The organism is Achromobacter sp. FW305-C-30-7, assembly GCF_058783105.1.
This window is the reverse complement of sequence record NZ_JBYSYI010000011.1, coordinates 71,339-92,384: the sequence shown is the minus strand read 5'-3', so window position 1 is coordinate 92,384 and position 21,046 is coordinate 71,339. Positions and strand designations below refer to the sequence as shown.

Annotated in this window: 19 protein-coding genes; 2 read left to right on the top strand and 17 right to left on the bottom strand. The window is 64.4% G+C overall.

The features are described 5' to 3' along the window. Positions 1-9 precede the first annotated feature (9 nt). The 12 genes from hflK to ndk all read right to left on the bottom strand — a co-directional run bounded on the left by hflK (position 10) and on the right by ndk (position 11,880). A complete protein-coding gene (hflK, locus tag AC3WOB_RS27275; protein ID WP_207471239.1) occupies positions 10-1,311 on the bottom strand; it encodes an FtsH protease activity modulator HflK in 1,302 nt (433 codons plus the stop codon). Then, positions 1,277-2,383: a GTPase HflX gene (gene hflX, locus AC3WOB_RS27270; RefSeq protein WP_013392831.1), complete on the bottom strand. Its 1,107-nt coding sequence runs from the start codon at positions 2,381-2,383 to the stop codon at positions 1,277-1,279. The genes hflK and hflX overlap by 35 nt, the downstream gene beginning before the upstream one ends. An 84-nt stretch (positions 2,384-2,467) precedes the next feature. Next, positions 2,468-2,704: an RNA chaperone Hfq gene (gene hfq, locus AC3WOB_RS27265; protein WP_006218585.1), complete on the bottom strand. Its 237-nt coding sequence runs from the start codon at positions 2,702-2,704 to the stop codon at positions 2,468-2,470. A 156-nt stretch (positions 2,705-2,860) separates the two neighbouring features. Continuing rightward, positions 2,861-3,934, bottom strand: a complete 1,074-nt coding sequence (hisC, locus tag AC3WOB_RS27260; protein ID WP_492276760.1) for a histidinol-phosphate transaminase — start codon at positions 3,932-3,934, stop codon at positions 2,861-2,863. 3 nt (positions 3,935-3,937) lie between these two features. Next, positions 3,938-5,290, bottom strand: coding sequence for a ribosome biogenesis GTPase Der (gene der / locus AC3WOB_RS27255; RefSeq protein ID WP_013392829.1), 1,353 nt, complete (start codon positions 5,288-5,290; stop codon positions 3,938-3,940). 25 nt (positions 5,291-5,315) lie between these two features. After that, a complete protein-coding gene (bamB, locus tag AC3WOB_RS27250; RefSeq protein WP_492276759.1) occupies positions 5,316-6,473 on the bottom strand; it encodes an outer membrane protein assembly factor BamB in 1,158 nt (385 codons plus the stop codon). A gap of 5 nt (positions 6,474-6,478) precedes the next feature. Beyond that, the gene (locus AC3WOB_RS27245) at positions 6,479-7,117 is read right to left on the bottom strand and encodes a YfgM family protein (protein ID WP_013392827.1); all 639 of its coding nucleotides are present in this window, start codon (positions 7,115-7,117) and stop codon (positions 6,479-6,481) included. Positions 7,118-7,120: 3 nt separating this feature from the next. Continuing rightward, the gene (gene hisS, locus AC3WOB_RS27240) at positions 7,121-8,407 is read right to left on the bottom strand and encodes a histidine--tRNA ligase (RefSeq protein ID WP_085947857.1); all 1,287 of its coding nucleotides are present in this window, start codon (positions 8,405-8,407) and stop codon (positions 7,121-7,123) included. Positions 8,408-8,461: 54 nt separating this feature from the next. Next, positions 8,462-9,748, bottom strand: a complete 1,287-nt coding sequence (gene ispG, locus AC3WOB_RS27235) for a flavodoxin-dependent (E)-4-hydroxy-3-methylbut-2-enyl-diphosphate synthase (protein ID WP_013392825.1) — start codon at positions 9,746-9,748, stop codon at positions 8,462-8,464. A 16-nt stretch (positions 9,749-9,764) separates the two neighbouring features. Continuing rightward, positions 9,765-10,259: a helix-turn-helix domain-containing protein gene (locus tag AC3WOB_RS27230; RefSeq protein WP_013392824.1), complete on the bottom strand. Its 495-nt coding sequence runs from the start codon at positions 10,257-10,259 to the stop codon at positions 9,765-9,767. Next, complete coding sequence (gene rlmN, locus AC3WOB_RS27225; RefSeq protein ID WP_013392823.1) at positions 10,256-11,410, bottom strand: dual-specificity RNA methyltransferase RlmN; 1,155 nt, start codon at positions 11,408-11,410, stop codon at positions 10,256-10,258. The genes AC3WOB_RS27230 and rlmN overlap by 4 nt, the downstream gene beginning before the upstream one ends. A 44-nt stretch (positions 11,411-11,454) precedes the next feature. Beyond that, complete coding sequence (gene ndk / locus AC3WOB_RS27220; RefSeq protein ID WP_006393972.1) at positions 11,455-11,880, bottom strand: nucleoside-diphosphate kinase; 426 nt, start codon at positions 11,878-11,880, stop codon at positions 11,455-11,457. A 341-nt stretch (positions 11,881-12,221) separates the two neighbouring features. Between ndk and AC3WOB_RS27215 the strand changes: the two genes are divergently transcribed. Then, positions 12,222-15,116 carry a valine--tRNA ligase gene (locus tag AC3WOB_RS27215; RefSeq protein ID WP_492276758.1) on the top strand — a complete coding sequence of 965 codons (2,895 nt, stop codon included), beginning with the start codon at positions 12,222-12,224 and terminating at the stop codon, positions 15,114-15,116. A gap of 119 nt (positions 15,117-15,235) precedes the next feature. Here AC3WOB_RS27215 and trmD read toward each other — a convergent pair whose 3' ends face one another. From trmD to rpsP, 3 genes are all read right to left on the bottom strand, one after another. Continuing rightward, complete coding sequence (trmD, locus tag AC3WOB_RS27210) at positions 15,236-16,060, bottom strand: tRNA (guanosine(37)-N1)-methyltransferase TrmD (RefSeq protein ID WP_013392821.1); 825 nt, start codon at positions 16,058-16,060, stop codon at positions 15,236-15,238. Next, positions 16,060-16,677: a ribosome maturation factor RimM gene (rimM, locus tag AC3WOB_RS27205; RefSeq protein ID WP_492276757.1), complete on the bottom strand. Its 618-nt coding sequence runs from the start codon at positions 16,675-16,677 to the stop codon at positions 16,060-16,062. The genes trmD and rimM overlap by 1 nt, the downstream gene beginning before the upstream one ends. An 88-nt stretch (positions 16,678-16,765) precedes the next feature. Beyond that, entirely contained in the window at positions 16,766-17,026 is a 261-nt protein-coding gene (rpsP, locus tag AC3WOB_RS27200; protein WP_013392819.1) for a 30S ribosomal protein S16, read from the bottom strand. Positions 17,027-17,450: 424 nt separating this feature from the next. On the opposite strand from rpsP, the gene AC3WOB_RS27195 reads away from it, so the two are divergent. After that, positions 17,451-18,032: a hypothetical protein gene (locus AC3WOB_RS27195; RefSeq protein WP_013392818.1), complete on the top strand. Its 582-nt coding sequence runs from the start codon at positions 17,451-17,453 to the stop codon at positions 18,030-18,032. Positions 18,033-18,107: 75 nt separating this feature from the next. On the opposite strand, the gene AC3WOB_RS27190 is transcribed toward AC3WOB_RS27195, so the two are convergent. Together AC3WOB_RS27190 and alaS are read right to left on the bottom strand one after the other, a co-directional pair. Continuing rightward, complete coding sequence (locus tag AC3WOB_RS27190) at positions 18,108-18,377, bottom strand: sulfurtransferase TusA family protein (RefSeq protein WP_492276756.1); 270 nt, start codon at positions 18,375-18,377, stop codon at positions 18,108-18,110. Then, on the bottom strand, positions 18,377-21,001 hold the full coding sequence (gene alaS, locus AC3WOB_RS27185) for an alanine--tRNA ligase (RefSeq protein WP_492276755.1): 2,625 nt from the start codon (positions 20,999-21,001) through the stop codon (positions 18,377-18,379). Before alaS ends, AC3WOB_RS27190 begins: the two co-directional genes overlap by 1 nt. Positions 21,002-21,046 lie beyond the last annotated feature (45 nt).

Genomic DNA, 21,046 nt, shown 5'->3' with positions numbered 1-21,046 from the left:
TCCTCCGGGTTAGCGCGACGTACGGTCGCGGGGCAGCGTGTTGCTATTGCTGCTGCCGGAAGACTGAGGCACCGGCGCGGCGCTGCCGCGCGCCGGCGACTGGGCGGGCGGGCTGGCGAGCGTGGGCGAACCCGAACCGGCGACACCGGACTTGCTGGCGTCCTGAGCGGCCAGATGCATGATCTTGTCCAGGGGCAGATACAACATGTTGTTGTTGCTCTTGGTGTCGACCATGACCTTGCTGGCGCGCGTGAAGATTTCCTGCATGCTTTCCAGATACATGCGCTGGCGCATGACCGCCGGCGACTTCTCGTATTCACCAAGGATGCTGGTGAAGCGCGAGGTATTACCCTGGGCATCGCCGACGACCTTGGCCTTGTAGCCTTCAGCCTGTTCGGTCATGCGGGACGCCTGGCCACTGGCCAGCGGCACGACCTGGTTGGCGTAGGCCTGGCCTTCGTTGATCTGGCGCTCGCGGTCCTGGCCTGCCTTGACGGCGTCGTCGAACGCGGCCTGCACCTGTTCGGGCGGCTGCACGTTCTGGATGGCGACGGTGCTGACCTGCACGCCGGTCTGGTAGCGGTCCAGGATCTGCTGCATCAGGGTCTGCACCTGCGTGGCGACCGTGGTGCGGCCCTCGTAGAGCACGAAGTCCATCGACTGCTTGCCCACGACTTCACGCATGGCCGTCTCCGACGCCTGACGGACCGATTCATCGGGGTCGCGCGTCATGAAGAGGTAATCGGGCGCGCCGTCTGCACGCAGGCGGTACTGGACGACGAACTGCATATCGACGATGTTCTCGTCCGTCGTGAGCATCAGCGCTTCGGGCAAGACCTTGTTGCGCGCGCCGCCGCGGAAGCCGACCTCGAACGTGCGCAGCTGCGACACGTTGACCATTTCGTGGCTCTGGATGGGATACGGCATGCGCCATTGGAAACCGGCTTGCGACGTCGACTTGTACTTGCCGAACTGTGTCACAACCGCGACCTGGCCTTCTTGCACGATGTAGAAACCGCTGGCCAGCCAGATGCCGGCCGCGACCAGGGCGATCACCCCCAGGCCGATGCGCGCACCACGCGGCGATGGCGGCGTCATGCCGCCACGGTTGCCAGGGCGGTTATTGCCGCCCCCGCCCTTGCGCCCGAACAGCGATCCGATGCGATTGTTGAAATCGCGCCAGACCTCGTCCAGGTCGGGAGGGCCGTCTCCGCTGCCTTGAGGCCGCTTGGGCGGCGGCTCGGAGCCATTGTTGTTCCCACGACCCCAGCCGGGGTCATTCAGATTGAAGAGTTTGATAATTCGCGGCATTGTTTCCCACAATCTGTCCGGTTTCCGCAATTGCCCCGCGCAACGCATCCAAACCGGCGCGCTCGGTGGCGCTTACAAATACTCGCGCAATCGTACCATGTGCATCGCGTTCCACCCTTGGCTCCAGTCCGGCCAGATCTATCTTGTTGTAGACCAGAATGGTGGGAATCGAGGCCGCGCCGATTTCGGCCAGGACCTTGTTCACCTCGAAAATCTGCTCGTCGCGCTGCGGGCTGGCGGCATCGACCACATGCAGCAGCAGATCGGCATGCACGGTTTCTTCCAGGGTGGCGCGGAATGCCGCGATCAGGCCGTGAGGCAGGTCGCGGATGAATCCGACCGTGTCGGACACCACCACCGAACCCGCCCCTTCGATCCAGATGCGGCGCGTGGTCGTATCCAGGGTGGCGAACAGCTGGTCAGCGGCGTAGCTGTCGGCGCGCGTCAGGGCATTGAACAAGGTGGACTTGCCGGCGTTGGTGTAGCCGACCAGCGACACCGACAACGCGCCGCCACGGGCGCGCGCCCGACGCTGGGTCACGCGCTGGCGTTCGACCCGGTCCAGCCGCTCGCGCAGCACCTTGACCTTGGCGCCGATGATGCGTCGGTCCATTTCGAGCTGGGCCTCACCTGGCCCGCGCATGCCGATACCGCCGCGCTGCCGTTCCAGGTGGCTCCACATGCGGGTCAGGCGTGTGGCCAGATGCTGCAGTTGCGCCAGTTCGACCTGGAGCTTGCCTTCGTGGCTCTTCGCGCGCAGCGCGAAGATGTCGAGGATGAGGGCAACCCGGTCCACCACGCGCAGATTGAACGCGCGTTCCAGGTTGCGTTGCTGAGCGGGGGACAGCGGCTGGTCGAAAAGGACGATGTCGGCCAGCAAGGCCTGGGCCATCGCCACGCCCTCATCGGCCTTGCCTGAACCGATGAAGAATTTGGCGTCGGGCCGGTCGCGCCGAGCCGTCAAGGTGCCGACGACTTCCGCGCCAGCGCCCTTGGCCAGCATGGCGAATTCCTCGGCATGGGCCGCGAAGTCCGGATCTCCCAGATCCACGCTGATAATCAGAGCGCGCATACATGCACCATATTGGAGCCAAAGCGAAAATGCCCGCCGACGAGTACCGTCCGGCGGGCAATAAAAGGTAAAGCTGGAGCGAGATTACTCAGCAGGGACTTCCACCTGAAAATTCACGGCACGCGCGGGAACGACGGTCGAAATGGCATGCTTGTAGACCATTTGCGTGACCGTATTGCGCAGCAGCACCACGTACTGGTCGAAGGATTCGATTTGCCCTTGAAGCTTGATGCCGTTCACCAGGTAGATCGACACGGGCACATGGTCCTTGCGCAGCGTGTTCAGGAACGGATCTTGCAGAGTTTGCCCTTTATTGCTCATTGGCCAGGCTCCATTTGTTTGTTATTGAGTGGTGGCGTACTTCTGTACTGGTGGCATACGCCGAAACTTGTACTCTACAGGGTTTTCCCGGCCCGTGCTACTTGGCCGGGAAGCAAAAGTGACACCAGAGTTTTCCGATTGGAAAGCTGCCGCCGCTCAAGCCTGCAAGACCTCCGCAAGCGCCTTCAGCAGCAGTTCGCACTGCTCGTCGGTGCCCACGGTAATACGCAAAAACTGGTCGATGCGTTCCTGGCGGAAATGGCGCACGATGATGCTGCGTTCGCGCAAGGCGGCAGCCAGATCCGCAGCGTCCTTGGAGGGGTGCCGCGCGAACACGAAATTCGCGGCCGAAGGCAGCACCTCGAAGCCCAGCGATTCCAGAGCCGCCGTCATCCGCGACCGGGTTTCGATCACGGCCTGGCGCGTTTGCTCAAAGTACTCCACGTCTTCCATGGCCGCCACCGCGCCCGCCGATGCGAGGCGATCGATGGGATAGGAGTTGAAACTGTTCTTTACACGCTCAAGTCCATCGATGAGCTCGGCGCTGCCCACTGCGAAACCGACGCGCAAGCCTGCCAGCGAACGCGACTTGGACAGCGTTTGCACGACCAGCAGATTGTCGTAGCGGTCCACCAAAGGAATGACGGACTCTCCGCCAAAATCCACATAGGCCTCATCCACCACGACGACCGAGTCGGGGTTGCCGGCGACGATGCGTTCGACTTCCGCCACGCCGAGGGCGCGGCCGGTGGGGGCATTGGGATTCGGGAAGATGATGGCGCCTGCCTGCCCATTGCGGCCTGGCAGATAGTCCTCGACGTCGATGCGGAAGTCGGACGTCAGCGGCACCGTTTCGTACTGGATGCCGTACAGGCCGCAGTAGACCGGATAGAAGCTGTAGGTGATGTCCGGAAAGCGCAACGGACGCTCATGCTTCAACAACGCCAGGAACACATGCGCCAGCACCTCGTCGGAGCCGTTGCCCACGAAGACCTGGCCGGGCTGCACGCCGACCGTGCCGGCGATGGTCTGCCGCAGACGGTCGGACGCAGGGTCCGGATAGAGCTTCAGCGTGTCATCGCAGGCCGAGCGGATCGCGTCGAGCACCCTGGGCGACGGGCCGTAGGGATGCTCGTTGGTGTTCAACTTGACCAGATTCTGAAGCTTGGGCTGCTCGCCCGGCACATACGGACTGAGCGTCCCGACCACGGGACTCCAGAAGCGGCTCATGGATCAGTTTTCCTGCGCGTAGGGGTTGTGCGAAGACTTGAATTCGATGCGCAGCGGCGTGCCGGCCAGGTCGAACGCATTGCGGAAGCGCGTTTCCAGATAGCGACGGTACGAATCCGGAATAGCGTCCAGCGCGTTGCCGTGGATGACGACCAGCGGCGGGTTCTGCCCGCCCTGATGCGCATAGCGCATCTTCGGACGGAATATGCCCTTGCGAGGCGGCTGTTGCTGCTCGACCGCGGTCTGCAGCTCGCGCGTCAGCTTGGGCGTGGACAGCTTGGCGAACGCCGCGGCATGCGCCGCGTTGATGGACTTGAGCAGGGGCTTCACGCCCTGCCCGCGCAGGGCCGAAATGGTATGCATGCGCGCAAAAGACAGGAAACGCAGTTTGCGCTGGAACTCGCGTTCGATGCGTTCCTTGGCTTCGCCGTCCAGGCCATCCCACTTGTTGATGGCCACGACCACGGCGCGCCCCGTTTCCAGCACGAAGCCGGCAATGTGGGCGTCCTGCTCGGAGATTTCGGTTTGCGCGTCCAGCATCAGCAGCACGACGTTGCTGGCCTCGATGGCCTGCAGCGTCTTGATGACGGAGAATTTCTCGACCGCCTCGAACACCTTGCCGCGCTTGCGCAGGCCTGCGGTGTCGATCAGCGTATAGCGACGGCCATCGCGCTCGAAGTCGATTTCGATGGCGTCGCGGGTCGTGCCCGGCATGTCGAACGCGATCACGCGCTCTTCGCCCATCAAGGTGTTGATGAGCGTGGACTTGCCCACGTTGGGACGGCCGACGATGGCCAGCTTGATGCGGTGGTCGTGCTCGCCCTCTTCGGGCGACTCTTCTTCCGCGGGCGGCTCGGCCAGGTCCTGCAGGGCCAGTTCGATCAGGTCGACGATACCGTCGCCGTGCGCAGCCGAGATGGGATAGGGCTGGCCCAATCCGAGTTCATGGAATTCGGAGATGGCCGAGCCGGCGCCCATGCCTTCCGCCTTGTTCACCGCCAGCAGCACGCGCTGCTGGCCGGATTTGCGCAGCAGCTGGGCGATTTCGTGGTCATGGGCATTGATGCCCGCGCGGGCATCCACCAGGAACACCACGACGTCGGCCTCGGCGATGGCCTGCCGGGTCTGGCGAGCCATCTCCAGCAGGATGCCGTCCTTGGCGACGGGTTCGAAACCACCGGTATCGATGACGATGAAGGGGATCTCGCCTACCCTGCCCTCGCCGTAATGGCGATCGCGGGTCAGGCCGGAATAATCGGCCACCAGCGCGGCGCGCGATCGCGTCAGGCGGTTGAATAGGGTCGACTTCCCAACGTTGGGACGGCCGACCAGGGCGACGACAGGCTTGAAAGACACGGTGTAAGGCTTTGTTCTATAGGTTTTAGTTGGCGCCGATCAGGACGAGGTTGCCATTGCCCGTCTGGATCAGCACTCCCTGGGAAGTGGTCTGCGGCGGCGAAATCACCGGGCCTCCACCTACCGACAGGCGGGCCATCAGGCTGCCGTCGCTGCGCGACAGGAAATGCACATAGCCATCCAGGTCGCCCACTGCCAGCGCGCCACCCAGCATAGCCGGAGCGGTGACCTGGCGGTTCTTCAGCGCTGCCTGCTTCCAGACATTGCCGCCATTATCCAGCGCAAACGCGTTGACCACGCTGTTCTGGTCCGCCGCGTAGGCGAAACGCTCGTCCAGCGACAGGCCGCTGACGCTGGAGAAGTCCTTGGCCCACAACGGGCGGCCGCCGGCCGTGACGTCGAAGCAAACGATACGTCCCTGATAGGCCACGCCGCAAAGCAGGTTGCCCGCGATACGAGGGGCGCCGACCACGTCGGTCAGGCGCTCCAGGTCGCTGGCGCCGCGCGGCGTCGCCACGGTGCCTTCCCATTGCACGTTACCACTGTTGGACGCGATGGCCATCAGCTTGCCGCCCGGCAGGCCGGTAATGACCAGGCCTTCGGCCAGGACCATCTGCGACACGCTGCGCAGGGCCAGCGAGGGACCCGGACGCTGCACGTTCCAGACGCGTTCGCCGCTGTTGGCGTCGAAGGCCTGGATGCGGTAGTCGCCGCTGCGAACCACGACGATGCCATAGCCCACCACGGGCGGGATGGTCACGTCGCTGGTGGCGCGGACTTTCCACTTCACCTTGCCGGTGTCGTCGAAGGCGATGACGTCGCCGTTGGGCGAGGCCACGGCGGTGGTGGTGCCATCGCTGCCGGCGCCGGCGGACAACTTGCCGTCGACGCTGGCCTTCCAGATGGCGCGGCCGCTTTGCAGGTCGAACTTGCCGACCGAACCGTCAGGCGTGGCGGCATAGATGGCGTCGCCCAGCACGGTGGGCGCAAAGCCCAGTCCCGAGCCGCTGCCGACCGACACGCTCCAGACCTGGCGCACGGACATGCCGGCCTTGTATTCGGTCAGGGGCGCGGGATCGTAGCGGCCGTCATCATGGGAAAACATGCCGCATCCGCCCAGGGCGAGCAAGCCCGCCAGGCAAACGGCGCCACGCCACGTACGACCAGGTGCAAATTTACGCATTACAGTCACGCTCCGCTCAGGGCATCCAGTTTCAGTTGCACAACCTGGGTCAGGGGATTGGCCGTACCCAGGCCATCAATGGCGCTTTGCCACGCAGCGCGCGCTTCTTCGCGCTTGCCTTGCGCGGCGAGAATGTCGCCGCGGCGATCCGCGAACAAGGCGGCGAAGGCTGCCGGCGGATTGTTCAGTTGCGCCAAGGCGGCATCGTATTGCTTCTGGTCCAGCATCATGCCAGCCAGGCGCAAACGCGCCACGGCTTGCATGGACGGGTTCTTGCCCTGGGCGGCCAGCCATTCCAGCTGCTCGCGGGCGCCTGCGTCATCCTTCTGGGCCTGCAGCGCCTGGGCTGCCACCAGGGCGCCGCGCGTGGCGTATCCGGTGGACGGATATTGCTCGCGCAGCGTGGCTGCGGCGGTCTTGATGCGCACCGAGGAATCGGCGCCGCCCAGGCGGGCCGCGTCTTCCAGCGCTTCGAAGTAACCCATGGCCTGGTTGGCGCGGTGCGATTGATAGGCCTTCCAGCCCCACCAGCCGCCCCAGGCCAGCGCAACCGCCGCCACCAGCGTGACCACCAGCGTGCCGTAACGCGCCCACCACGCCTTGATAGCGTCGAGTTTTTCCTGTTCTTCCAGATCGTATGCCATGCATTAACCCTTGTTATTCAATACGTCGGCCAATCCCGCCAACGGGACTTGCTGTTGGGCCGTTTCGCCCTGCGCGTCGGCGCGCAGGAACTTCACGCTGGCCGTCTGCGCGGCCACTTCATCGGCGCCAAGAATAACCGCAACCCGGGCGCCGCTGGCGTCGGCGCGCTTGAATTGCGACTTGAAGCCTGCCGAACCCGCATGCACGACGACCGACAGGCCGGCATCGCGCAGGTCTTCGCCAACCCGGGCGGCCAGGCGTTGCGCCTCTTCGCCCTGGTGCACGACATAGACGTCGCACTCGGCTTGCTGTTCGACCTGCACGCTCTGCTCCCAGAGATCCAGCAGGCGCTCCATGCCGATCGCGAAGCCCACCGCGGGTGCGGACTTGCCACCCAGCAGTTCGATCAGGCCGTCGTAACGGCCGCCGCCGCACACGGTACCCTGGGCGCCGAGGCGGTCGGTGACCCACTCGAACACGGTCAGGTTGTAGTAGTCCAGCCCGCGCACCAGGCGCGGATTCAGGCGGTACTCGATACCGGCGTCGGTCAGGCGCTGGCACATGCCATCGAAGTGCGCGCGCGATTCCTCGCCCAGGAAGTCGAACAGGCGCGGCGCGCTGTCAGCCATTTCCTGCATGGCGGGGTTCTTGGTGTCCAGGACGCGCAAGGGATTGCTGTACATGCGGCGCTGGCCATCTTCGTCCAGGATGTCGCGGTGCTTTTCCAGGTGCTCGATCAGCGCCGCGCGGTGGGCGGCGCGTTCGGCCGGCTGGCCCAGCGAATTCAGTTCCAGGCGCACATCGGTCAGACCCAGCAACTTCCACAGGCGTGCCAGCATGACGATGAGCTCGGCGTCCACGTCGGGACCGGCGAAGCCCAGGGCCTCGACGTCGATCTGATGGAACTGGCGATAGCGGCCGCGTTGCGGACGCTCGCGGCGGAACACGGGACCGATGGAATAGACGCGCTGCGGGCGGTCGTAGAGCAGATTGTGTTCGATGGACGCGCGCACGATGCCAGCCGTCATTTCAGGACGCATGGTCAGCAGTTCTTCGTCGGGCCCGTCGGCGAAGGTGTACATCTCTTTTTCGACGATGTCGGTGACTTCGCCGATGCCGCGCGCGAACAGGCGCGTATGCTCAAGCACGGGCGTACGCACATTGCGATAGCCGTAGCCGCGCAGCCAGCCGCGCACGATTTCCTCGAATTGCTCCCAGCGGGCGCTCGCCCCCGGCAACAGATCATTCATGCCGCGTATCGCGGCGACTTTCTGGAAAGCTTGAGTCATCTTGATCATGCCGCATCGCGCGCCGGCAAGCGCGCTAGCGACCACACCCTTACTTTAATGAGAGGCAGGCGCGCCATAGCGGCGCGCAACGTAGTCTTCAACGATGGCCTGGAACTCTTCGGCGATATGGTCGCCCTTGAGCGTGACCGTGCGTTCGCCGTCCACGAACACCGGCGCGGCGGGTACCTCGCCGGTGCCCGGCAGGCTGATGCCGATATCGGCATGACGGCTTTCGCCCGGCCCGTTGACCACACAGCCCATGACCGCGACGTTCATGCTTTCGACGCCGGGATACTGGGCGCGCCAGAGCGGCATCTGGCGGCGCAGGTAGGTCTGGATGCTATCGGCCAGTTCCTGGAAGAACGTGCTGCTGGTACGGCCACAGCCCGGGCAGGCGACGACCATGGGCGTGAAGGCGCGCAACCCCATGGTCTGCAGAATTTCCTGCGCCACGATGGCCTCGCGGCTGCGGTCGCCGCCAGGTTCGGGCGTGAGCGAAATACGGATGGTGTCGCCGATGCCTTGCTGCATCAGCACGGCCAGCGCGGCGGTGGAAGCCACGATGCCCTTGCTGCCCATGCCGGCTTCGGTCAGGCCCAGATGCAGCGGGTAGTCACAGCGCGCGGACAGGTCGCGATACACGGCGATCAGGTCCTGCACGTGGCTGACCTTGCAGGACAGGATGATGGCGTCGCGCCGCAGGCCGAGTTCTTCGGCGCGCTGCGCATTGCTGATGGCAGACACGACCAGCGCGTCGCGCATCACGGCCTGCGCTTCCCAGGGCTGGGCGCGCAGCTTGTTCTCGTCCATCTTGCGGGCCATCAGCTCGTGGTCCAGGCTGCCCCAGTTCACGCCGATGCGCACCGGTTTGTCGTAGCGGCAGGCCACCTCGATCATCTGCGCGAAATTGTCGTCGCGCCGCTTGCCCCCGCCCATGTTGCCCGGGTTGATCCGGTACTTGGACAGCGCTTGCGCGCAATCGGGAAACTGCGTCAGCAGCTTGTGGCCGTTGTAATGAAAGTCTCCGACCAGCGGCACGTTCACGCCCATGCGGTCGAGTTGTTCACGGATGGCGATGACTTCGCGCGCGGCTTCCGGGGTATTCACGGTGATGCGCACGAGCTCGGAGCCGGCCTGAGCCAGCTCCTTGACCTGAATCGCGGTGGCGATGGCGTCCGCCGTGTCGGTGTTGGTCATGGACTGGACCACGACCGGAGCGTCGCCGCCGATCTTCACGACGCGATCACCCCACTTCACCGCCACCGAACGCGTGGCGCGGCGCTCAGCCGCCCCCACGGAGGGAGGCGGGGCATCCTGGCAAGGCAGAGAAGATTCTTGCATCGGTGGAACCGGGTTGTTACTTGGTCGACTTCGGCAGCCAGTCGGACGGCAGCCAGTGCTGCGGCAACCAGCCTTGCCAGAAGGCATACGCCACGCCGGCGGCCAGCACCAGCACGATGGCGATGAGCCAGCCCCAGGAGGTCGACGACGAGCGCTCGTCGTCGGCGCCGGACTGGGGAATGGAGTGCGCCGAATGCAGGGCGCCCGGGCTGAGCTTCACCGGACCGGTGACGCGCGCCTTGGGATCCAGCGAATCGACGATGGCCTGCGAATCCGCGCCCAACAGGCGCGCGTAGTTGCGTACCAGGCCTCGCAGCGAAACGCCGGTGGGCAGGTTTGCCCATTGCTCGTTTTCGAGGGCTTCGATCTGCTTCGTGGAAAACTTGATGCGGCTGGACACTTCGTCGAGCGACCAGCCCTTGGACTGGCGCAGCGCGCGCAATGCCGAGCCGATGCCACCCACAGCGCCTGCGGGCGTTTCTGAAACTGCAGAAGCGAAATCCTGCGTCATGCGTGCACCTGTTTAATTGGTATGGTCTGGCGCTGTGCGGCGTTCCGTTCGGTGATCCGGGTACGGTCGCGCACTTCTCCGGCCAGTTGGCCACAGGCCGCATCGATATCGTCGCCCCGGGTCTTGCGCACGGTGGTGATGATGCCGGCGTCCATCAGACGCTGGGCAAACACCTTCACCCGCGCCGAGTTCGAGCGCTTCAGGCCGGACTCGGGAAAGGGGTTGAACGGAATCAGATTGAGCTTGCAGCGCAGCTGGCGTGCAATTTGGATCAGTTCCTTGGCGTGCTGGTCGGTGTCATTGATGCCGTCCAGCATGCAGTATTCGAAAGTGATGAAGTCGCGCGGGGCGAACGCCAGATAGCGTTCGCAAGCAGCCAGCAGCTCCTTCAGCGGGTACTTCTTGTTCAGCGGCACCAGCTCGTCGCGCAGCGCATCGTTCGGTGCGTGCAGCGAAACGGCCAGCGCCACGGGACAGTCCTGCGACAGCCGGTCCATCATGGGGACCACGCCGGAGGTGGATACGGTGACGCGGCGGCGCGACAAGCCGTAGGCGTTGTCGTCCAGCATCAGGCGCAACGCGGGCAGAACCTGGTCGTAGTTGAGCAGGGGTTCGCCCATGCCCATCATGACCACGTTGCTGATGACGCGGGTGTCTTCGGTAGCGCGGGCACTTTCCAGGCGGGCGGTGCCGATGTCGGCCTCCAGCACGCGCTTGGCCCACCACAGTTGGCCGATGATCTCGCTGGTCTTCAGGTTGCGGTTGAAGCCTTGGTGCCCGGTCGAGCAGAAGCGGCAGTTCACCACGCATCCGGCCTGGCTGGAAATGCATAGCGTGCCGCGGTCGTCCTCGGGAATGAAGACGGTCTCGATGGCATTGCCCTGCCCCACATCGAACAGCCACTTGCGGGTGCCGTCGGTCGAGCGCTGCTCGATGTTGACGGGCAAAGCCTCGATGCGGCAATGCTGCGCAAGCTGGCCGCGGAAATCGCGGGCCAGGTCGGTCATGGCGTCGAACGAATCGGCGCCGCGCTGGTGCATCCAGCGCTGCAACTGGCGAGCCCGAAACGGCTTGCCGCCCCACTTTCCGACCAGTTCGGACAGGGCGGAGCCGTCTAGCCCCAGCAGATTGATTCGTTCGACGGTTTCCATGACCTGGGTAACACTAAAAAGCTAGAACAGAAGTTCCGCGAAAATCAACGGCTGTGGATGTTGATTTCGGGGAAGAAGAAAGCGACTTCGACAGCGGCCGTTTCCGGAGCGTCCGAGCCGTGCACGGCGTTGGCGTCGATGCTGTCGGCGAAGTCGGCGCGGATGGTGCCGGGAGCCGCCTTCTTGGGGTCCGTGGCGCCCATCAGGTCGCGGTTCTTCAGGATGGCGTCTTCGCCTTCCAGAACTTGCACAAACACGGGACCCGAGATCATGAAGTCGACCAGGTCCTTGAAGAAGGGGCGTTCCTTGTGCACGGCGTAGAAACGCTCGGCGTCGGCGCGCGACAGCTGGGCCAGGCGGGCAGCGATGACCTTCAGGCCAGCTTGCTCGAAACGGCCGACGATCTGGCCGATGACGTTCTTGGCGACGGCGTCGGGCTTGATGATCGAGAGGGTGCGTTGAATGGACATAAGAACTCCGAAAACTGATTTCTGACTTGGTTTCTGATGAATTGCCTGGCGTGGCTCTGCGCTTGTCGGTGTCACCCTTGAAGCGTCATCGCGCTGTTGGCGCGCAGGAGGTCCGAAACGCATGCTTGTTTCGGGCCGTCCCGAACCACTAGGCCAAGGCAGGGATTCGACACTGCCTACCTGTTGGACTCGCCCGGAATCCTCAATGAATTCAGGGACTTCTAAAAGGTTTACAGTAACCCGGTATTCTAACACGCTGAGAAGACCGCATTACATCTTAAAATGTGCGGTTTGCCGCCCGCACCCTTAGCTCGGGCGCCCCTGTTTGCCGGAACCCTGCAATGACTCAAGCTGCCCCCCCGAACGCCGCGAATGCCGCGAGCGACGCCCAGGAACTCTCCAAGAGCTTCGAACCCTCCGCGCTGGAATCCCGCTGGTACGCCGAGTGGGACAAGCGCGGGTACTTCCAGGCAGGGCAACATGTAAAAACGGGGACCGAAAGCCACCCCTACGTCATCCAGTTCCCGCCTCCTAACGTGACGGGCACCCTGCACATGGGCCATGCCTTCAACCAGACCATCATGGACGGCCTGGTCCGCTACCGCCGGATGCTCGGCGACGACACCGTATTCATTCCCGGCACCGACCACGCCGGCATCGCCACGCAGATCGTGGTTGAGAGACAACTGGACGCCCAGAAGGTTTCCCGCCACGACCTGGGCCGCGAAAAATTCGTGGAAAAGGTGTGGGAGTGGAAGGAAAAATCCGGCAATGCCATTACCGAGCAGGTCCGCCGCCTGGGCGCCTCGGCCGATTGGCCGCGCGAATATTTCACCATGGACAAGCGCATGTCGCGCGGCGTGGTGGAAACTTTTGTGCGCCTGCATAAACAGGGACTGATCTACCGCGGCAAGCGCCTGGTCAACTGGGATCCGAAGCTGCTGACGGCAGTGTCCGACCTGGAAGTGGTGTCCGAGGAAACCGACGGCCACATGTGGCACATCCTCTACCCCTTCGTCGACGGCCCGCAAACCATCGTCGACAAGGACGGCCAGACCGTCACGCTGCGCGGCCTGACCATCGCGACCACCCGCCCGGAAACCATGCTGGCCGACGGCGCCCTGTGCGTCCACCCCGAAGACCCGCGCTACAAACACCTGGTCGGCAAGGAAGTGGAACTGCCGCTGTGCGACCGCAACATCCCCATCATTGCGGACGATTTCGTCGACCCCGAATTCGGCACGGGCTGCGTGAAGATCACCGGCGCCCACGACTTCAACGACTACGCCTGCGCGATGCGCCACGATCTGCCCCTGATCGTGATCTTCACGCTGGACGCCCACGTCAACGAGAACGGCCCCAAGCAATTCCAGGGCATGGAACGCTACCAGGCGCGCAAGGCCGTGGTGGCGCAGCTGGAGGCCGAAGGCTATCTGGTCAAGGTCGAGCCGCACAAGATGATGCAGCCCAAGGGCGACCGCACCGGCGTCGTGCTGGAGCCGATGCTGACGGACCAATGGTTCGTGGCGATGAGCAAGCCCGCTCCCGAAGGCACGCTGAACCCGGGCAAGAGCATTACCGAGGTTGCGCTGGAAGTGGTGGCCGACGGCCGCATCCAGTTCTACCCGGACAACTGGACCACCATCTACAACCAGTGGCTCAACAACATTCAGGACTGGTGCATTTCGCGTCAGCTCTGGTGGGGCCACCAGATTCCCGCCTGGTACTCCGAGGACGGCCAGATCTTCGTGGCGCACGACGAAGCCGAAGCCAATGCCCAGGCCCGCGCGGCCGGCGTGACCGGCGAGCTCAAGCGCGACCCGGACGTGCTGGATACCTGGTTCTCGTCGGGCCTGGTGCCCTTCACCACGCTGGGCTGGCCGGAAAACACCCCCGACCTGCAGCGCTACCTGCCGTCCAGCGTGCTGGTCACGGGTTTTGACATCATCTTCTTCTGGGTCGCCCGCATGGTGATGCTGACCACCCACTTGACCGGCCACATACCGTTCAAGCACGTCTACGTGCACGGCCTGATCCGCGATGCCGACGGCCAGAAGATGAGCAAGTCCAAGGGCAACACGCTGGATCCGGTCGACCTGATCGACGGCATCGACCTGGACGGCCTGGTGGCCAAGCGCACCTACGGCCTGATGAATCCGAAACAGGCGGGCGCCATCGAGAAAGCCACGCGCCGCCAGTACCCGGACGGCATCCCCTCCTTCGGCACCGACGCGCTGCGCTTCACGATGGCCGCCTACGCCACGCTGGGCCGCAACATCAACTTCGACCTGAAGCGCTGCGAAGGCTACCGCAACTTCTGCAACAAGCTGTGGAACGCCACGCGCTTCGTGCTGATGAACACCGAAGGCCACGACCTGACCGGCCCGGAAACCGGCGAAACGTCCTTCGTGGACCGCTGGATCGTCAGCCAACTGCAGGCGCTGGAGGCCGACGTGGCGCGCGGCTTTGCCGACTACCGCTTCGACAACATCGCCAATTCGCTCTACCGCTACGTGTGGGACGAGTACTGCGACTGGTATCTGGAACTGGCCAAGGTGCAGATCCAGACCGGCACGCCGGCCCAGCAGCTCGGCACGCGCCGCACGCTGATCCGCGTGCTGGAAGGCGTGCTGCGCCTGGCGCACCCGATCATTCCGTTCATCACGGAAGAGCTTTGGCAAAAGGTGTCGGTGGTAGCCGGCAAGCGCAAGGAAGGCGTGGCCGACAGCGTCAGCGTCCAGCCCTACCCGCAGGCCAATCCCGCCGCGGTCGACACCGCCGCCGAAGCCGATGTCGCCGAGCTCAAGGCCCAGGTCGAAGCCGTGCGCGCGCTGCGCGGCGAGATGAACCTGTCGCCCGCGCAGAAGGTGCCGCTCTGCGCCCAAGGCGATGCGCCCATCCTCACCCGCAACGCGCCGTACTTGGCCGCGCTGGCCAAGCTGAGCCAGGTCGAGGTGCTCGACGCTCTGCCCGACGCCGGAGCACCGGTCCAGGTCGTGGGCAACAGCCGTCTGATGCTGCACGTCGAAATCGACGTGGCGGCGGAACGCGTGCGGCTGGACAAGGAAATCGCGCGCCTGGAAGGCGAAATCGCCAAGGCCAACGGCAAGCTGTCGAACGCCAGCTTTGTCGAGCGCGCGCCGGCTGCCGTGGTCGAGCAGGAAAAGGCGCGCATGGCGCAGTTCGGCGAGACGCTACAGAAGGTGCGCGAACAGCGCGTCAAGCTGGGCAACTAAGCCCCATCGCTACGCTGGAAGCAAAAACCCCGGAATTTTGTTCCGGGGTTTTTGTTTGCCCGCCGCGGCAAGACATGCGCGGCGCAAGGATCGCCGGCAAACGTGCAGTCGAAGAAGTTTCAGGAGGCCTTGGGCAGCTTGGGCCGGGATGGCCGCCGCCGCTTGACCGGCTCCGGCAGCGGAGTACCCGCCAACTCGGCCAGAAAGCGCTCGTCGGCCAGGGTCAACACCCCTTTTGCGCGAGCAGCCTCGATCAGTTCGGGACGCCGGGCAACGGTCAGCTCCAACGAACGCTCGCGCCGCCAACGGGCGATGTTCGCGTGATGCCCGCTAAGCAGAGGCGCCGGCACGGGCTCGCCTTGGTAGACCTCGGGGCGCGTGTAGTGCGGACTGTCCAGCAGGCCGGACAAGGCGTCGTTGAAGGAATCCTGCAGCGCGGATTCGCCATCGTTCAGCACGCCGGGCAACAGGCGCACGGCGGCGTCAATCACGGCGAGCGCGGCGATTTCCCCGCCCGACAACACGAAGTCGCCCAGCGAGATTTCCTGCGTGACGCAGCGCGCAATGAAACGCTGATCCACGCCTTCGTAGCGGCCGCAAATGAGGATCAGACCCTCGCTTGCCGCCAGGGATTCGGCGCCCGCCTGATCGTAGCGCCGGCCGACCGGAGCCAGCAGCGCAACAGGGGCGCGGCCCAGGCCAAGCGCTGCGCGCGCGTCCTGGGCGGCATTGACGGCGGCTTCCAGAGGCCCCGCCATCATCACCATTCCGGGGCCGCCGCCGTAGGGGCGGTCGTCCACGGTGCGGTGCACGTCGTGCGTGAAATCACGAGGATTCCAGGCATGCAGGGACCACCGGCCCTGGGCATGCGCCCGGCCGGTGACACCCAGGTCCCGCACTACCCCGAACATTTCGGGAAAGAGCGTAACGACGTCTATACGCATCAAATATCCGCCGGCCAGTCGCTGTCTATGCGGCGAGCTGACAAATCGACGGCGTGTATGTGCGCGCGCACGAACGGAACAAGCATTTCGGCGGGCCGGCCTTTGGCGTTCAGGATGGGCTCGGGGCCTTCAGCCCCAACCCGTTGGTGCAAGACCCTCAGAACGGCATGAGCGCCGTTATCGAGGACCTCGTCGACCACGCCCAGCAGCGCAGGTTCGCCGGTGGCGCTGGTGTACAACGCACAACCGATGAGATCGACCCAGTAGTATTCGTCTTCCTCGGGCGCGGGAAAGGATCCCCGCGGCGCCTGCACGGAACAACCGCGCAGGGCTTCGGCCTGATCGCGGTCCGCAATGCCAGCCAGCTGAGCCACCACGGTGGCTCCTTGCGAACGGGCTTGCACGACCTTGTATGCGACAGGCGCAGACGCGACAACGCCCCGCGCCAGTTCAGGCACAGGGCGAGTCAACCACCATTGAGATGCTGAGAGCAGCACTTCGGCATTGGCCGAATGTGGCTGCACCTTGACCCAGCCTTTCACACCGTAGGCTGCACTGATGCGGCCCAGCTCGATCAAATCCGTCGGCGCCGCGTTGGAGGTTGCGGCATCAGGCATGTATCGTGCTCTTGGTAACTATGAAGCAGCTATGAATGGCAGCTTTTAAGCGCAGTAAAGCTCAGGGCTCGGTATGCGACGCAGGCAATTAAGCCGCGGCGGAAACCTTGGCCGAGTACTCTTTGACCAGACGCTCGACAGCAGGCGACAGTTGGGCGCCGTTGCCGGTCCAGTGTTGCACGCGATCCAGCGCAATGCGCAGGTTTTCCGTGCCTTCGCTGGCTACGGGGTTGTAGAAACCCACGCGCTCGATGAAACGGCCGTCGCGACGGTTACGCGAATCGGTGGCCACCAGGTTGTAAAACGGACGCTTCTTGGACCCACCGCGGGCCAGGCGAATCACCACCATAGGTAATCCCTTGAATTAGTTGTGAAAAACGGGAAATTCTAGCACTTAAACAAGCCTGCTGGCAAATGGCAGTGCCGAATTGTGCGTAGCGGCGCGATTTGTATCCTAAAACACCACATCCAGGTATTCTACAAACACAGGGGCCGGGGCCCGCGCCGCAGTACCAAGTGTAGCCGCCCTGCCCCCCTCGTGCCTGTCTTAGTGCGTCAGAACTCAGTGCGTGTGAAGAAATAGCCCGATTGAGGAGATCGGTTTTATGTCGACCTACGCAAGACCCCGCGCTTCGATCCCGCCTGCCGCCTGTCCACGGCGCCGCCACCGCACCTGCTTCAAACCATCCCCTTAATGGCGGCCCACCTGCCGCCTGTCTCTGCTTTTTCCAGCGGTTTTCCCCCAACTTCCTCTAACCGGAGGGTGCACCACCATGAAGAATCAGAAATCAGTCTTCACCCCTGTCGCGCGCCTGGCCCTGGCGGGCCTGCTGGCGGGCGCTTTGGCCATGCCGCTTGCAGCTTCGGCCCGTGTCATGGGAGCCGCCCTGACGACCGCCTCCGGCAAGGTCACCGCTGTGGACCCGGCCACTCGGACCATCACACTGCAGGGCGAAAACGGCAATAGCGTAGACATTCAGGCTGGCCCCGATATCCGCAACTTCCAGCAGATCAAGCCCGGCGACACGCTGACGCTCGACTACTACGAGTCGGTAGCGGTGGACGTGCGTCCGGCCGGATCCGGCATTCCGGAGGTCAAGACCGAAACCGCGGCGACCCGCAGCGCCAAGGGAGCCATGCCTGGCGGCGCTGCCGGACGCCAGACCACCATCACCGCCGAGATCTGGCACATCAACAAGAGCGCCAACCTGGTGACGCTGAAAGGTCCGCAGGGCGGCATGCGCACCATCCAGGTCCAGGATCCGGCCCTGCAGGCACGCCTGCAGCAGTTGAAGGAAGGCGACCTGGTGGATTTCACCATTACCCGGGCAGTCGCGGCGGCCATCCGCAAGTAAGCAGGGGCTCCGCCCATGCGAAAGGGCCCGCCTTGCGGCGGGCCCTTCTACGTGGCGCGTACTACCGGCAACCGGTCAGCGCCGCCGCAGGAAATGCACCCCGCGGCCATCGACCTCTTGTTGCGCCACCAGCACATTGCCGGTCTGGCGGGCGAACGCCTGGAAGTCGCGGATCGCATTGCGATCCGTGGTGATGACCCGCAGCACCTCACCACTGGCCATCTGCGCCAACGCCTTCTTGGCGCGCAGGATAGGCAAGGGGCAGGTCAGGCCGCTGGCATCGACTTCGTGCTCGAAGGACGGCGCCTGCGCGCCGCCATCAAAGCTGGTATCCGCCCCGTTCATCACAGACGCTCGTCCACCCATTTCTGCACGCTGGCGATCGCCGCGGGCAAGGCTGCCAAGTCCGTACCACCGCCCATGGCCATATCGGGACGGCCGCCGCCCTTGCCGCCCACCTGGGCCGCGACGAAGCCGACCAGATCGCCCGCCTTGACGCGGCCGGTCAGATCGGCGGTGACGCCACCCACCACGCTGATCTTGCCATCGGCCGAACCCGTGGCCAGCAGCACGACAGCAGGCCTCAGGCGGTCTTTCAGGTTGTCGACCATGCCGCGCAATGCCTTGGGATCCACGTCGCCGATGCTGGCGGCCAGGACCTTGATGCCCTTGACCTCGACCGCGGCGCTGGTCGCCAGATCATTGCCGGCGCTGGCGGCAAGCTTGTTGCGGGACTGTTCCAGATCCTTCTCGAGGCTCTTGACCTGTTCCTGCACCTGCGCGATACGCGCCGGCAGGTCCGCGGGCGTGCTGCGCAGCATGCCCGCAACCTGGGTCAGCAAGGCGTTCTGGTTCTGCACCCAGGCCAGCGCGTTGTCGCCAGTGATAGCCTCGATGCGACGCACGCCAGCGGCCACGCCGCCTTCGGACACGATCTTGAACAGGCCGATGTCGCCCGTGCGGCTGACGTGGGTTCCGCCGCAGAGTTCGCGCGAGAAGCCGATGTCGAGCACGCGGACCGTGTCGCCGTATTTTTCGCCGAACAGCGCCATGGCGCCGCCCTTGACGGCGTCGTCGTAGGCCATGACCTGCGCCACGGTGGGCTGGTTGGCCAGGATCTCGGCGTTGACAATGGCTTCGACGCGAGCGATCTGCTCGGCGGTCAGCGGCGCATCCTGGGCGAAGTCGAAGCGGGTCTTGTCGGGATCCACCAACGAGCCGCGCTGCTGCACGTGCGCGCCCAGCACCTGGCGCAGCGCCTTGTGCATGAGGTGGGTGGCCGAGTGGTTGCGCACGGTGCGGGCGCGGCGGACCGCGTCGACGCGCGCAAGCAAGGTATCGCCCACGGACAGCGTGCCGGACTCCAGTTCGCCGTGGTGGCCGAACACGCCGGCCTGGATCTTCAGGGTATCGGCGACGGCGAAACGGACACCGTCGGCTTCCAGCAGGCCGGTATCGCCGACCTGGCCGCCCGACTCCGCGTAGAACGGAGTCGCGTCCAGAACGACGACCGCGCTCTGGCCTGCCTTGACCTGCTGGACCTGCGTGCCGTCGACGTACAGGGCCGTGACCTTGACGCCATCCAGTTCGAGTTTTTCGTAGCCTTCGAAGCGCGTGTCAGCGCCTTCGTAGCTCAGGCCTTCGGCCATCTTGAACTTGCCGGCGGCGCGCGCCTGGTCGCGTTGGCGTTCCATGGCGACCTCGAAGCCGGCCATGTCCACGTCCAGTTCGCGTTCGCGGCAGATGTCGGCGGTCAGGTCCACCGGGAAGCCGTAGGTGTCGTACAGCGTGAACAGGGTCATGCCGTCCAGTTGGCCGCCCTTGGGCACGTTGGCCAGGGCGGTGTCGAGGATGCGCATGCCGTGTTCCAGCGTTTCGCCGAAGCGCTCTTCTTCCTGCTTGAGCACCTGCGCGACGCGCTCGGCCGTGGCGGCCAGTTCCGGATAGGCCTCGCCCATTTCGGCGACCAGGTCGGGCACCAGGCGGTGGAAGAACGGCTTGGTCTGGTCCAGCTTGTAGCCGTGGCGCAGCGCGCGGCGGACGATGCGGCGCAGCACGTAGCCGCGGCCTTCGTTGCTGGGGATCACGCCGTCGACAATCAGGAACGAGCAGGCGCGGATGTGGTCGGCGATGACCTTGAGCGAGTTGTCTTCCAGGTTCTTGATGCCGGTTTCGCGCGCGGCGGCGGCGATCAGGTGCTGGAACAGATCGATTTCGTAGTTGGAATGCACGTCTTGCAGCACGGCGGCGATGCGTTCCAGACCCATGCCGGTATCGACACAGGGACGCGGCAGGCGCGGCATGTTGCCGGCGGCATCGCGTTCGAACTGCATGAACACCAGGTTCCAGATCTCGATGTAGCGGTCGCCGTCTTCTTCGGGCGATCCCGGGGGGCCGCCCCAGATCTCGGGACCATGGTCATAGAAGATTTCCGAGCACGGGCCGCAAGGACCGGTGTCCGCCATCTGCCAGAAGTTGTCCGACGCGTAGCGCGCGCCCTTGTTGTCGCCGATGCGAATGATGCGCTCGGCCGGCACGCCGACTTCCTTGGCCCAGATGTCGTAGGCTTCGTCGTCTTCCTGGTAGACCGTGACCCAGAGCTTCTCGGCGGGCAGCTTGTAGACCTGGGTCAGCAATTCCCAGGCGTACTGGATGGCGTCGCGCTTGAAGTAGTCACCGAAGCTGAAGTTGCCCAGCATTTCGAAGAACGTATGGTGGCGGGCGGTATAGCCCACGTTCTCCAGGTCGTTGTGCTTGCCGCCGGCGCGCACGCTGCGCTGCGACGAGGTGGCACGCGTATAGGACCGCGATTCCTTGCCCGTAAAGACGTCCTTGAACTGGACCATGCCCGAATTGGTGAAGAGCAAAGTCGGATCGTTGCCCGGGACGAGCGACGACGAGGGAACAATGGTGTGTCCCTTGGACTTGAAGAATTGCAGAAACTGCTGGCGAATCTCGGAGGATTTCATCGTGGGCGAAGCAGAATTTAGGCGAATTTTTGATTATAGAGGGTT